Consider the following 12834-nt stretch of genomic DNA (forward strand, 5'->3'; position numbering starts at 1 on the left):
TGCGGTTTTGAGGCCATATCCGGTGGCATGCGGTCACTGATCACGGCTACCATCGGCGCTCGTGACTCAACCGTGCCCGGATCAGCTGCAGGCGACCTACCTTCCCGAGAATATGGCGTTCGGGTTCTGGGGTGTGCCGGATACAGCCGGGCATCTTGCGAAGTTGGGGCTCCCTACCGGCAGTGCCGCCGTCGCCCGAATGGCAGTACCCGTCGACGGTGTTATCACGCCCGTCGACGTCGATATTCGGACGGTCGAATTCGCCGACGCGGTAACGGCATTGCAGGCTGTGAACGCAGATCAACCCGGTATCGGAGAGTCGGTGCACGGATGGAAACGGGTGATCGAGAGTGGCGAACCCGGCAGCATGCCACCAGCCGGGCATGCCGCTCTCTATCGCGACGACACTGTCATCAGAAGTACTGCCTCGGCGGTTCAGCGCTTCATCCACGCGCAGACTCTGGTGGACACACTCGATCGTGCGCAGGTTCAGGCAACTTTGCGCCCCTACCAAGTTCTGGGAGTGGAATGGTTGACGTCGCTGACCGAGACCGGCGGCGGCATACTTGCCGACGAAATGGGTCTCGGTAAAACACTGCAAGCCATTTCGATGATCGCGATCAGAGCCGCAGACGGCCCGCATCTTGTTGTCTGCCCGACCTCGGTGATCGGAAACTGGCGACGCGAGATCGAGCGGTTTGCGCCGCATCTGAGCCTTCACATCCATCACGGGTCCGGCCGCACACTGCCTGCCGAACCAGGTGCGGGCACCGTGGTGCTCACCAGCTACAGCGTCTTACGTTCGGACACAGCCGAACTGGAGAGGGCACCGTGGGCGTCGGCAATCTTCGACGAGGCGCAACAGATCAAGAATCCGTCGTCGCTGGCCGCCAAGGCAGCCAGGCAACTCAATGCCACCGTCAAGGTTGCGATGACCGGCACGCCGGTGGAGAACCGTCTCGAAGAGTTGTGGAGTTTGTTCCACGTCGCCAATCCGGCGGTATTGGGAACGCGGGCACGGTTCCGGCAGCGTTTTGCCGTCCCGATCGAATCCGGCCGCTCAGCTTCCGCCGCAACGAGGTTGGCAACGATCATCGAGCCCTACGTGTTGCGTCGAACCAAAGACGCTGTTGCCAAGGATCTCCCACCGAAGCAGTTCTCGACCGTTGCCTGCACCCTCACGTCGGAACAGGCGCGTATCTACCGGGCAGCGGTCGCGGACGCGTTCGATTCCGGACTTGGCACCGGAATTGCCCGACGCGGCAACGTCCTTGCTCTGCTCACCACTCTCAAGCAGGTATGCAATCACCCTGCTCAGGTCACCGGCGACAGCGAGGATCTGCGTGGCCGTTCCGGAAAGTTCGATCGCGCAACCGAAATGCTTGCCGAGATCGTCGACGACGGTGATCGGGCCCTGGTGTTCACGCAATACCGCACGATGGGCGAACTACTGTCGAAACACCTGGCGGCCGAACTGGGCATCGCAGATGTTCCGTTCCTGCACGGCGGCCTGAACGTTGCCAGTCGCGACGCCATGGTCGACGCCTTCCAAACCGACGACACGTCCTCACCCGTTCTCATTCTGAGCCTGCGCGCGGCAGGGTTCGGGCTCAATCTCACCCGCGCCAGTCACGTCGTTCACTACGACCGGTGGTGGAACCCCGCCGTCGAAGATCAGGCCACCGACCGAGCCCACCGAATCGGCCAGCAGCGCACCGTCAACGTCCACACCCTGGTCACCGGAGGAACCGTCGAAGATCACATCGCCGCCATGCACGAATCCAAAAGAGCTGTAGCCGAATCGATTTCCGGAAACTCCGAAGGAGCTCTCGCAGATCTTCCCGACACCGAACTACGTGAACTGCTCGAACTCGACGGCGCGGTGATCATCTGATGGCTACCGAATTCGGAGTGACCGCATGGGGCCGTGTGTGGTTGCGGACGGTCGAGCAAACATCGACGTCCGGACGAAACCCCGCCTTGCCCACCGCACGCACACTCGCCCGCAACGGCGGTGTCACCTTCACCGAAATTTCTGCGGGTACGGTTGCCGCGCAGGTCACCGCCAAGGGTAAGACCTCGACTGTTGTTGTCACCGTACCGCTCTGGGACAAGACACAATCCGACACCGCTGCCCGCACGATTCGGGCGCTAGGCACCAAGAACCGGTCCGTATCGACCGGAGAGCTACCGGACAGCGTCGTCGCGGATCTACAGGCGCGCGATATCACTGTGGCGGTGGGCCTTTCCGAATGCTCGGCCACCTGTGACTGTTCGAGTCGGCGCACGCCGTGCGTCCACCATCTTGCAGCGATCTACGCCCTGGCGGGCCGGATCGACGAAGAACCTGCACTTGCCGTCACACTTCGAACCAAGCAGACGAAAAGACGGAACTCCGCCGCAAAGAAAGAACAGGGAGAGTGGATTCCGTTGCGCGAGATAGACGTCGGGTCGTTCTACAACTGACTCAGTCGGTGTCAACTGCGACTGACTCAGTCGGTACCGAGTGGATCAATAGTCAGAGCAAGCGAGACGATCAACGCACCCATGACGCCCATGGCCGCAGTGTCGAACTTCTTACCGCGCACCGCGAGCAGTCCCACGCGATCCTGTGGGAAACACCAGCGCGCAGCCGCACCGATAATGACCGCCACCCCCAAGACCAGCGAACCGCGACGCCACCGGTCGGCCAGGACAAGAACAACCGCGGCTGCAATCACGGCAAGAACCGTGATCGTCGGCAAATTCTTCTTCACGAGGCCAACCGGTGAGGTCATGGGTGTCAGGCTCCGGCCAGAACTCGCTCGGACCGCTCCACCACGTTGGTGATCAGGAACGCACGGGTCAACGGCCCCACTCCACCGGGATTGGGCGAGACGAAGCCCGCAACGTCGAAGACATCGGCCGCAACGTCGCCGCGCAAACCGTCGTCGGTGCGGCTGACTCCGACGTCCAGCACAGCAGCGCCCGGCTTGACCATGTCGGCAGTGATGAGTCCGGGAACCCCGGCGGCAGCAACGACGATGTCTGCGCGACGAACCTCAGCAGCTAGATCACGGGTACCGGTATGGCACAGCGTCACGGTGGCGTTTTCGCTACGACGCGTCAGCAACAGTCCGATGGGGCGACCGACAGTGACACCGCGTCCGACAACAACAACGTGTGCGCCGGCGATCGGCACCTCGTAGCGGCGGAGCAGGTGCAGGATTCCACGCGGCGTACACGGCAGCGGAGCTTCCTTGCCGAGAACCAGACGGCCGAGGTTCACCGGATGCAGGCCGTCGGCATCCTTGTCGGGATCGATGCGCTCGAGCGCTGCGTTCTCGTCGAGGTGCTTGGGCAGCGGCAACTGCACGATGTATCCGGTGCACTCGGGGTTGGCGTTGAGTTCGTCGATGGTGGCGTTGAGCTGCTCCTGCGTGATGTCGGCAGGCAGGTCGCGGCGCAGGGAGTTGATGCCGACCTTGGCGCAGTCGTTGTGCTTACCGCGCACGTACGCTGCGGATCCCGGGTCGTCACCAACGAGAATGGTGCCAAGTCCGGGCGTGATACCCGCTGCCTTCAGCGCGCTCACCCGCACCTTCAGGTCTTCGAAAATTTCGTCGCGGGTAGCTTTGCCGTCCAGGATCGTTGCAGTCACGGCGACCATTGTTCCAGGTTAGGGTCGATGCGTGACAACGGCTCCGGAACTTCGCGGCCCGAGGGTGGTTCTTGCACCCGTCGCCGCCGATCATCATGCCCGTCTGCGGGCCATCCATCTGCATGCCCATGTGGCCAAATGGTGGCAGAATCCGGCCGACGACTGGCCTGCCGCGCCGGAGCCCGGCACCACTCGCTACAGCATTTTCCACGACGGGAACCTGATCGGATTCATTCAGTGGTACGCCGACGACGACAACCCCGACTTCCGCCACGCCGGTCTCGATCTCTTCCTCGATCCGGCTGTCCACAGGCGCGGATTCGGCCGCGAGGCGATACGCGTTCTGTGCGCGCACCTGATCGACGATCTGAAGTTTCATCGATTGATCATCGATCCGGAAGTGGAGAACACTGCGGCAATCGCGTGTTATCGATCGGTCGGATTCCAGGACGTCGGGGTGATGCGCGAGTACTCGCGCGATCGCCACGGTGAGTGGAAAGACGGACTCCTCATGGATTTGCTGGCCCGAGAGTTCATTCGCTGATCAACCGAAAGGGCATGCCACCATGTTGTTGGACCAGGAATTCACCGCCACCCTGCGCAAGAGTGACGCGAAAGGTGGCTGGACATACGTGATCTGGCCGGAGTCCGCCGAATACTTCCGCACCCGCGGGCTGGTCAAGGTGCGCGGAACTATCGACGGACATCCGTTTCAGAGTTCGTTCATGGCCTTGGGCGACGGCACCCACAAGCTCCCGGTCAAGGCCGGCATCCGCACAGCCATCGGCAAGGACGTCGGTGACGTCGTGACGGTTCGGCTCGAGGAACGCCTGGAGCGGTAACTCCCGCTGCTGATCGGTCGCGCGTCTACAGGTCGACAACCAAACCGTGCGCCGACGCGTACGCCACGGCTTGCATCAGTTCGATTTTGGCGTTTGCCACGACTGCAGACGTCCACAGACCCGGATCGACACGCGCACCGCGCAGATCCGCGCCGTCGAGTTTGAGTCCACCGGTACGCGCACCCGACAGATCCGCCGACACCAGAATCGCGTCCCGCATATCCGTACGCACGAGATTCGCTTCGCGGAAGCGGCACGACGTGAAGTCGATCCTCCGCAGATCCGCGCCACCCAACGAGGTGAGCGAGAAGTCCACCTCGTCGAGCGTCAACGGCCGGATTCGGCATCCGTCGAACGTCGATCCCATCAAAGTGCAGTTTCGGAAAGTGCTGTGCCACAGGCTGGTCCGCGCGAAGTTGCAGGAACGGAACGCGCTACCGATGTGCTGCGACTCTCCCAGATCCGCCCCGGTGAAATCACAGTTGTCGAAGACCACCGATTCCGTCGTCATGCCCGTGAGGTCTGCGTCACGGAACACACAATTGGTGAACGTGCGCTGGCGCCACACCTTTCCAGGCAATCGTGCGTCGGAATAGTCTTCGCCGACAACGTTGTCGGATTCTTCGAGGGGCATGACCTACATACTGCCCGTCACTACCGACATCACCGCACTCGGCTATTTGTCGCAGGCTATTCCGTCATTGTCCCGGTCGAGCTTCGACGCATATCCCGGTTCTCCCCTGAGTATCGGCGCGGCACCAGCAGCCTTTGCCTCGGTACAGTTGGCGTAATACACCCCGGCATTCGGCGCCTTGACCGGAGGCGGAACATACGCCGGTTCGGTTGTCTTCGGCGGCGTGTAGGCGGGCGGCGGCGGAACGTACTGGGTCGTTGTGGTTACTTGCGGCACCAACGGGACTATGGCGAGTGTTGTCGTCGTAGTCGGAGCAACCGTCGTAGTTGTCGTCGTCGGCGCGGCGGTCGAAGTTGTGGTCTTGACCGTGGTCGTTGTCGTTGCTTGTGTGGTGGTCGCTGCGACGGTCGTCGAGGAAGTTGCCGCCGGGGTCTTCGATTCTTCGGAACCTCCCGTCCCTGCGGCAATTCCGATTACCACGACCCCGGCTGCGGCAACGCCCGCGATCCACGGCCACTTGCGGCGTTTCCGGTCTTCCGGTGCCGTGGGATCCTGCTGCGGCGATCCGGGTGCCCCGAACACCTGCGTCGGAGCATCGACAATTTTGGGGCGAGTTTGAGCCGTCCACTGCTGGCCGTCCCAATAGCGGTCGATGGTCGGATCAATCGGGTCGGGATTCCAACCGGCAGGAGGATTCATTTTTGTCCGTTCTGAGAAGAATGCGACCCACATACTTACACAAACTGTCCGGTTTTTTAAACGAAATCGACGAAGCCCCGACCGCTCGGCCGTCCAGGCCGTGCACGGTAGGGTTTTGTGGTGTTCCGAGTCATGTTCCATGAGTGGGATTGCAGCTTTAGCGCAACTGGATAACCCCAGGTAGGCCCCACTAATGAAACGACCCCGGCAGGTGTTTCCGCACCTGACCAGGGTCTAGGACACAACGGAAGAGACCCGTTATGAACCGTTCTCGCAGCATAGCTGTATCCACTGTCACCTGCGAGGTTGAGAGCACGTATCCCGAGCGTGTCGACCTCGGAAAGACCGCTGCTCCTGTCGATTTCATCCGGGAGCGCATCGAGGGCGTGGCCCGGTGCGAGTCCGGCACCCATCGCATCTACCGCGTCAGCTAACGACCCGTTCCGCCTCCCAGAGCGCAATCCCTGGGGGCGCGGTGCGGGCCTTTGGCCTGCCAGGTCGTCTCTGGGTGTCCCGACCTCGTAACCAGACACTCCCGGTGCTCTTAATCCCGTGAACCGGCACGGGCGCTCGTCCCAGCGGGGTGCACACCTTGGGGCGGGTCGACACTGAAGCTCGTCCACTCCAGGTGGACGGGCTAGACGTGTTGCCGAGACGCGATATCGGGGCATGGTTCGTGGGTTGTTCCGGGGTGGGGTTTACGACACCGGCACCCTTGGGTGCTCCGCTCGGTTCAAGACTGCCGCCGTAGGCGTCCACTACCAATCTCGGTACGGCACAGATGACCTTTTCACGATCGGCGTCGACTTAATCGGGAACTGATCCCGAGTGAAGTGAAAATACTCGACTAGCGAACGAGCTCTGAGATCCTTGTGGGCACCTGGTCCGACGCAAACCTCAGTAATCGCATCGCGCGTGATCTTGATCTTGTGCCGCGGAGTCAGTCCATAGCGCCCGGCGGTGAAATGGTTTGGCATCTCGGCGTCGACTGGAACAATCCGAAGCTCTTTTTCTTCGCTGAACGTCGAGTTTTTGACAAAAGCGCTTTCGAAACGGATCGCACTACGCAATGCCCATTTGCGATGGTCCTCATCCGTCACGGTCTCAGACTCCGCCAGCGCCATTGCAATCCCGGTGATCTGGTCGATGTAACCAGTTGAACCTTCTCCACCAGCGTAGATAACTTCGCGAAGCTCGTAATCCTCTCCGAGTGCCTCGCACAGTTTCTCAGTGGAGAAGCCGATGCAGTACCCCTCTCTCGCGTAACCACGCCATTGGCTTAGTTGATCCGGCACCTCCGAGAGGCTGACAATGAAGCAGTCAATGAATTTCCCAACGTCGTCTGCTGCATCCAGCACCGGCTTCAATTTCTTGGTCTTGTCCCTGAGCTCCGCGAGTGACTCCTCTTCGCTATCAGAAAGCGGCCGAGGGACTTCGTTCGCCGCCTCCATTATCTCGCTCTGAGCTGTGAGCAGCTCGACCTTCTTATTAAGAATGCGAGTCTTGAGCGAGTCGATGCCAGGAGTCGCTTCGGTAGAATCATTCAGGAACCGAGAGCTGGTTGCCCACAGCTCCTCGCTCTCGTAGATGCCTTGCACACCGTATATATCGGTGTAGTGGTAAACCGTCTCCGGGAGCTTCTCATGCATTCCGACAATGTAGGCCACCCGCCCGTCGAGCTAGGCCACGGTTCAGGACTTATCGCCGTTGCCCGACTCGAGCGTGCCGCCGTGCCGCTCACGTGACCACGTAGCGACGTGCCTCTGTGCCTCTGTGCCTCTGTGCCTCTGTGCCTCTACGACTAGTCGAGGAGTCGAGGAGTCGAGGAGAGACATAAGGCAGCCCTCAGGTCAACCGCCTGGGGGTTTCGATCCGCACGTCACCACGTGGTGACGTAACGACGTATATACGCATAGTCACATATGCGACTGGTCGAGTATCACGTGATCACGGCGTGACGTCGTACAGACGTACAGACGTACAGACATACAGACATACAGACATACAGACATAGAGGCCGCTATCCCACGGCTAGCCCCCGGGGCCGAACAACGGACCTCGAACGGGTGCAACGAGGTTGGGGACGATGACCGTCATTCGGGCGGCGGGTTTGACGCCGAGGATCTCCCACTCCTCGTCGGTGATTGTCAGCTTGCCTCTGGAGAGGTCCGTCTTGAGTTGGTAGGTGTATCCGCCGTCGGTCTCGCTCAAGTACCACTCAGGGTTGCGGACGACGCGTAGAACCGCGTCGGCCTCGATGTCGACTACGTCGCCTCGTCGATGTCTCCAGCCGTGATCCGAACGGCCAGGTCAGGGATCCGGCGCTTGATCATTCGTTCGACCTGTTCGAGTCGGCGCTCGATAAGCGAGATAACCTCAGGTTCAGGTTCTTTGGCCCACAATGTGGTTACGTCAGCCGCTGCGGCATACGTCATCGGGTCTCGCTTTCGTAGTGTGCGGGGCCTGCCTGCTTTTGGCCGGCGCCGAGTGCTTGCCGGTAGAAGTCAGCAGCCGATAAACCAGCTGCGCCCATCACGGGTGAGACCAGAACGTGTTCCTGACCTGGTACGGCGTGGCTGAGCCAGTCGACGACGTGTACCCGCAGCGACAGGAAATCACTGCGGGTATACAGACCCTTGAGTGATCGGAGTTCGTTCGGGAGAAGGGCAGCCAGAGCCTCTGGGCTAGGGGCGGCCCGCTTGCTGTTCCGCCGGATGCCCGCCCTCATCGTTTGTCCCATCGTGCATCTGCTCCCAGGCGGCCAAGCTGACTTGGGGTCAGCTTCGCGTCGTCGGAGTCCACGCGAATGGACTTGAGCATCGACAGCAGGAGTTGCTGGTTCCGCTGAAGATCGGCCATCTCGGGCATCGACACTGACTGACCGTTGTAGCCGGTCACGCGGGTATCGGATCCTGCTTTGCGGACGATGTCGCGTAGTCGTTTGATCTCGTCCGCGAGGTAGCAAGCCTCCTCGATGACCGACACGGTCTCGGGGCTGCCGCTGAAGTCTCCGGACGTGTGCATCTCGACCCAGAGGCGTTTGCCTCGCGCCTTGAGTCCTGGCGGGTACTTCGGGATGTCGATTTCGTCGATTTTGGGCATGTTTGGCCTCGTTTCCGGCCCGAAACGGGGCCTAAAGGTTGGATTCTGACCTGGCGTTTTGTGCGTATGCACTGGTCAGAGAGTTGGAAAAACTGGGTTATGCCACGGCATCCGATGTCTCAGGCGTATAACGTCCCGGTCAGGGAGGGGGCGTATGGGTCCCTCCCCTGGGGGCGTCTGACCTGCGATAATGATCAAATGATGATGAGAGCAACGCACCTAGTCGGGGGACGTCTGGCAGTCGAGTTGGCGCCCGAGGTCTTCCTGATCGACGGGAACGACCAGGTGACGATGGGTGGAACTCTGTACAAGGCGATGTACCGCATCGAGGAATACAACGGTGACGACACCGTCGAGGTGAGTGAGGAACAGGTAGCTGAGGCCCCAGAGCACAGCACCCGGTTTGCTCCGGTTAGTCGAACCATCCGGGCTGGGATGATGCAGTACCAATCGGGTACGTACTGAGCAGCACCTAGCTCGTGGTGGCTTGCCCCTTGCGGATGCCTTGCCATTGCTTCGGCGTGATGCCTGACTCCATCGCCAGCATACGGAGCTGGTATCCGAGGTCGAGGTATCGACTGCAGGCGTTGCCGAGGGCGACAGCCTCGGCCAATAGCTCTGAGGTCAGGTCAGATTCCCCGACGTACTCGCAGACACGTTGGGTGTTCTCAACCTCCAGCGCGATAGCTCGGCAGGCGAAGCAGCAGTATTTTTCCCCGTCGAAACTCGTGCCGGGGCATCCCTCACGCGGACATGCATTTGGGGTGTAGTTGTTTTCGGTCATGGCGGACTTTCTCTCCTCGGAAGTCTGGAAACCACCAGGGAGCCGTCCCGTAGAACGACTCCCCAGCGGTGTATTCAGTTGCAACGAAACGGATTAGGCCGTTCCAGGGATGTCAAGTTGACATCAGACAGCGTCGTAGCCGCGCACGTTGGCAGGCTCGTGCAGGAACCCGAGGCCGTACCGGAACGTGGCCTTGAGGTCCACGGCGTCATTCAGGAACGCGGACTCAGTCGACCGCTCGACCTTGGTGCCCTCGCGGATCACGAGAACGGTCCGGGCCTTGGAGATGCCCCAGAACTTGGTGGCGGCGTCCACCTGGTCGGAGATCAGGACCGGTACACCCGCGATCATCATTCCGTTCTCGACGAACTGGAGCAGGTTCTGGTTGCTGCCGGAGCCAACCTTGAGCTGGGAGACCTGCTCCGCAACGGTGGGGCTGATGATCCAATTGGTGATCTCACCTCGGTTCGCCAGTGCGGCGTACTTCGCGGACACGAACGCGTCCAGGTTCGTCAGCGAAGCGCCGGTGTCTACGGAGGTGTACCCGGTGCCCAGAAGGCCACCCGGACCCTTCGGCGTGGTCGCGGCCAGGTACGCACCGTCGACGGCGCGGATGATCTGCTCGGCCAGTGCAGCGCCGACCAGGTCAGCTGTATTCGGAGTCGAGTCCGCCACCAGCTCGCGAGACTGGCGGGTAGCGCCTGCTGTCTTGTAGATCAGGGCCTCGACCTCGTCGGTCTCGGGATCGCCCAATGCGATCAGATCCAGCTCGCTGTAGTGAGCAACGTCGGGGTTCGCGGCGAACTTCGGGAACAGCACCTTGTCTCGGTCGGTGCCGGTCACCGTCGCCGACTGTGCGGCGATGCTCTGCCCCTTCAGGGCCGTGACGATAAGCGAACCCAGATCTTCCGGGGTGAACGCGCCAGCCGCCTGGGTGAGGCCTGCGCCGGTAGCGAGATTAGTCAATGCCATGTTGTGTCCTCCTGGACATATAGAAATGGCCTCTGGCTCGATTGCCAGAGGCCTTGATGGGTGATGATCAGGAGACGGTCGCGGACCGAATCATATTGGGGCACAGCCCCTTTAGGTGAACGCTGGGCAGCCGCAGACTGCAGCGTTCGAAGTCATTGGAACATCGATCGCCACGACGGGGACGATGCCTTCGGCTTGTTGCCTCCGGTGCCCTGCGTGGGATCGAACGCGGGTGCGTTCTTCCGCAGACCGGGACGCTCGGTCAGGACGGCGGCGACATCAGCCGCCACCTTCGCGGAGTCGACGTTGCCGTCGTCGTCGAGGTAGTCGGCAACCTCGTTTCCGGTCAGGCCGAGGAGGTCTCCGGGCATCGACAGATGCTCACCTGCGATACGTTCAACCTCCACACGCTGCATCCGTTCGATGCGAGCCTGGGCGGTGGTCAACTCCTCGCGAGCAGCGTTTCGCTCGGTTCTGTACCGAGCTTCGCGATTGCCTTTCTGAGAGCCAGTCTCGGTATCGGGGGTACCCGTGTTGCCGGAATCGGTAGAAACTCCCTCAGCGTTGCTCTCAGAGCTGGGAGTGGTGGTCTGTGATTCTTGCATCTGCTCATCTCTCCTTTGAGTTATCGGTATCGGCGCATAAACAGCGCCCGGCGTAGGTCGATCTGCTCGAGGTCGTCATCGAGCCCGAGCTGGCTGAGGATCACGTACCGGCGCGGATGCCCGTCCTCGAACCAGGCGAGGTCACCGGCGTCGTGGATCGCTTCGATGTACTTGGTCGACATCTGGAGGTGCCGCTCGAACGCGGCTTCCCGGTCTTGTGCGTTCACCGGGACAACCTCCGGGTGTCCAGCGACATCGCAGCTCCGGCTGCGAAGTTGACCAGCATCCAGGCGTAGAAGACGGGCATCAGTCCACCGTCCAGTGCGTGACGGTCAGACCCTCGAATGGTTCCTGGCCGGTGCCGAAGTGGACGACGGCGTCGAAGCCGACGTTCCAGACTCGATGCGGACCTCCGCCGTGCTCGGCGGCGTGTACGACTGCCTCGATCAGGTGATCGTTCATGTTCTTCTCTCCTCTGGTTGATACGAAGAGAGCCCCGGCTGTGAGGCCAGGGCTCCCGGTTGGGGTGTGAAGTTGGATCAGGTCACTGCGCGTCTGCCATGCGATCGCCGAACGATCGCGGGCGTTTGCGTCCTGCCGTCCTCCGAGTGGACGGCGACTCTTCGTAGTACGGGTTCGGCAGAGACGGCGCAGCACGCTCCTCGCGTGCGTGTCCTTCAGCTCGCCGGGTGGACTCGCTGGCGAACGGATTCAGCAGATGCAGGCCGACAGGCCGGTACTCCTCGGGTGCCTCGGCGGCACCCGCAGATGCAGGTTCAAGTTCAGGTTCGGCCTGCCTGCTTTTGGCCGGCCGATCCTCCGTGCCTGATGCACGGGCTCCAGTTGTCTCTGTACCTGCAACCGCGAGAGCCCGACCATCAAGGTCGGGCTCGTCCTGGTCCTCCTGATGGTTCGGCGACTGCCGAACCTCTACCTGATCTGATCTATAAGGATCTGATCCGGGATCTGATCCCGGATCTGTAGGTGTCCAGTCCACTGGAACTTCTGAGTCCAGCCCACTGGAACCACTGGTTCGCTCCACTGGAACTTCTCCGTTGGGTTGATCCATTCCACTGGAACTTCTCGGAGCGTCGGGGACCAACGCATAGATCGAGGTGCGGCCTGCAGTTCCCGACCCTCTGTAGGTCTGAACGATCCAGCCTCGGGACTGGAGACGCTTTAGCGCCTCGGATACGGCAGCTTTCGAGTACCGAGTCTCCTTGACCAGCAGCTCTAGACCAGGGTGTGAGTTGCGACCGTGCTCGTCGGAGTGGTCGAAGATCGACATCAGCACGCGGAACTCGGCACCGGTGAGCTCGTGGCCGTGAGTGCGCTTGTGCCAGGTCAGCTTGGAGAACTTGCCACTAGGCATTGCGACCGGCCTCAAGCTCAGCGATGCGCTCCTCAGCGGCTCGCAGCCGCAACCGATACATCTTGCAGTCGGTGCGGAGGATCCGGATCTCGCGTCGCCAGCTAGCAGGCAGTCGATCGAACGTGTCTTTCATGTGGGCATCCCTTCGGGGTGATGTGGTGTGGCCGACGACGGGTGTCGTCGG

At 61.3% G+C, this 12834-nt stretch carries 19 protein-coding genes and 1 pseudogene; 6 read left to right on the forward strand and 14 right to left on the reverse strand.

The annotated features are described in order from the left end of the window. The first annotated feature begins 61 nt into the window (after positions 1–61). Both V2B23_RS19935 and V2B23_RS19940 read left to right on the forward strand, forming a co-directional pair. Complete coding sequence (locus tag V2B23_RS19935; protein WP_430951917.1) at positions 62–1894, forward strand: DEAD/DEAH box helicase; 1833 nt, start codon at positions 62–64, stop codon at positions 1892–1894. Then, entirely contained in the window at positions 1894–2466 is a 573-nt protein-coding gene (locus tag V2B23_RS19940) for a hypothetical protein (RefSeq protein WP_430951918.1), read from the forward strand. Before V2B23_RS19935 ends, V2B23_RS19940 begins: the two co-directional genes overlap by 1 nt. Before the next feature lie 26 nt (positions 2467–2492). Here V2B23_RS19940 and V2B23_RS19945 read toward each other — a convergent pair whose 3' ends face one another. Next, positions 2493–2777 (reverse strand): DUF3017 domain-containing protein, encoded by a 285-nt coding sequence (locus tag V2B23_RS19945; RefSeq protein WP_430951919.1) that lies wholly within the window; start codon positions 2775–2777, stop codon positions 2493–2495. Positions 2778–2782: 5 nt separating this feature from the next. Beyond that, positions 2783–3640: a bifunctional methylenetetrahydrofolate dehydrogenase/methenyltetrahydrofolate cyclohydrolase gene (locus V2B23_RS19950; RefSeq protein ID WP_430951920.1), complete on the reverse strand. Its 858-nt coding sequence runs from the start codon at positions 3638–3640 to the stop codon at positions 2783–2785. A gap of 64 nt (positions 3641–3704) precedes the next feature. Between V2B23_RS19950 and V2B23_RS19955 the strand changes: the two genes are divergently transcribed. Together V2B23_RS19955 and V2B23_RS19960 are read left to right on the forward strand one after the other, a co-directional pair. After that, positions 3705–4184 carry a GNAT family N-acetyltransferase gene (locus tag V2B23_RS19955; RefSeq protein WP_430951972.1) on the forward strand — a complete coding sequence of 160 codons (480 nt, stop codon included), beginning with the start codon at positions 3705–3707 and terminating at the stop codon, positions 4182–4184. A 22-nt stretch (positions 4185–4206) separates the two neighbouring features. After that, positions 4207–4482, forward strand: a complete 276-nt coding sequence (locus V2B23_RS19960; RefSeq protein ID WP_430951921.1) for a DUF1905 domain-containing protein — start codon at positions 4207–4209, stop codon at positions 4480–4482. A 25-nt stretch (positions 4483–4507) separates the two neighbouring features. On the opposite strand, the gene V2B23_RS19965 is transcribed toward V2B23_RS19960, so the two are convergent. Further along, a complete protein-coding gene (locus V2B23_RS19965; protein WP_430951922.1) occupies positions 4508–5116 on the reverse strand; it encodes a pentapeptide repeat-containing protein in 609 nt (202 codons plus the stop codon). A gap of 42 nt (positions 5117–5158) precedes the next feature. Then, complete coding sequence (locus V2B23_RS19970) at positions 5159–5815, reverse strand: excalibur calcium-binding domain-containing protein (protein ID WP_430951923.1); 657 nt, start codon at positions 5813–5815, stop codon at positions 5159–5161. A 260-nt stretch (positions 5816–6075) separates the two neighbouring features. Between V2B23_RS19970 and V2B23_RS19975 the strand changes: the two genes are divergently transcribed. Then, a complete protein-coding gene (locus V2B23_RS19975; RefSeq protein ID WP_175393487.1) occupies positions 6076–6249 on the forward strand; it encodes a hypothetical protein in 174 nt (57 codons plus the stop codon). A 324-nt stretch (positions 6250–6573) separates the two neighbouring features. On the opposite strand, the gene V2B23_RS19980 is transcribed toward V2B23_RS19975, so the two are convergent. From V2B23_RS19980 to V2B23_RS19995, 4 genes and pseudogenes are all read right to left on the reverse strand, one after another. Continuing rightward, positions 6574–7464: a DUF2971 domain-containing protein gene (locus V2B23_RS19980; RefSeq protein ID WP_139053131.1), complete on the reverse strand. Its 891-nt coding sequence runs from the start codon at positions 7462–7464 to the stop codon at positions 6574–6576. 382 nt (positions 7465–7846) lie between these two features. Continuing rightward, positions 7847–8250 (reverse strand): annotated as a pseudogene (locus V2B23_RS19985) (Gp19/Gp15/Gp42 family protein). Further along, the gene (locus V2B23_RS19990) at positions 8247–8555 is read right to left on the reverse strand and encodes a hypothetical protein (RefSeq protein ID WP_139053132.1); all 309 of its coding nucleotides are present in this window, start codon (positions 8553–8555) and stop codon (positions 8247–8249) included. The pseudogene V2B23_RS19985 and the gene V2B23_RS19990 overlap by 4 nt, the downstream one beginning before the upstream one ends. Next, complete coding sequence (locus tag V2B23_RS19995) at positions 8540–8917, reverse strand: hypothetical protein (RefSeq protein ID WP_092801478.1); 378 nt, start codon at positions 8915–8917, stop codon at positions 8540–8542. Before V2B23_RS19995 ends, V2B23_RS19990 begins: the two co-directional genes overlap by 16 nt. A gap of 198 nt (positions 8918–9115) precedes the next feature. Between V2B23_RS19995 and V2B23_RS20000 the strand changes: the two genes are divergently transcribed. Beyond that, on the forward strand, positions 9116–9382 hold the full coding sequence (locus V2B23_RS20000; protein WP_430951924.1) for a hypothetical protein: 267 nt from the start codon (positions 9116–9118) through the stop codon (positions 9380–9382). Between the two features lie 7 nt (positions 9383–9389). Here the strand turns inward: V2B23_RS20000 and V2B23_RS20005 are convergent, their stop codons facing one another. From V2B23_RS20005 to V2B23_RS20030, 6 genes are all read right to left on the reverse strand, one after another. Continuing rightward, positions 9390–9701: a hypothetical protein gene (locus V2B23_RS20005; protein WP_092801484.1), complete on the reverse strand. Its 312-nt coding sequence runs from the start codon at positions 9699–9701 to the stop codon at positions 9390–9392. 123 nt (positions 9702–9824) lie between these two features. Beyond that, entirely contained in the window at positions 9825–10673 is an 849-nt protein-coding gene (locus tag V2B23_RS20010) for a phage major capsid protein (protein WP_092801487.1), read from the reverse strand. Between the two features lie 152 nt (positions 10674–10825). Further along, the gene (locus V2B23_RS20015; protein ID WP_430951925.1) at positions 10826–11278 is read right to left on the reverse strand and encodes a hypothetical protein; all 453 of its coding nucleotides are present in this window, start codon (positions 11276–11278) and stop codon (positions 10826–10828) included. Positions 11279–11298: 20 nt separating this feature from the next. Then, positions 11299–11505 (reverse strand): hypothetical protein, encoded by a 207-nt coding sequence (locus V2B23_RS20020; RefSeq protein ID WP_139053134.1) that lies wholly within the window; start codon positions 11503–11505, stop codon positions 11299–11301. 79 nt (positions 11506–11584) lie between these two features. After that, positions 11585–11740: a hypothetical protein gene (locus V2B23_RS20025; protein ID WP_175393488.1), complete on the reverse strand. Its 156-nt coding sequence runs from the start codon at positions 11738–11740 to the stop codon at positions 11585–11587. A gap of 82 nt (positions 11741–11822) precedes the next feature. After that, the gene (locus tag V2B23_RS20030) at positions 11823–12650 is read right to left on the reverse strand and encodes a helix-turn-helix domain-containing protein (protein WP_430951926.1); all 828 of its coding nucleotides are present in this window, start codon (positions 12648–12650) and stop codon (positions 11823–11825) included. Positions 12651–12834: the final 184 nt, after the last annotated feature.

Source organism: Rhodococcus sp. 24CO, assembly GCF_050586165.1.
In the GTDB taxonomy this organism is placed as follows: domain Bacteria; phylum Actinomycetota; class Actinomycetes; order Mycobacteriales; family Mycobacteriaceae; genus Rhodococcus_F.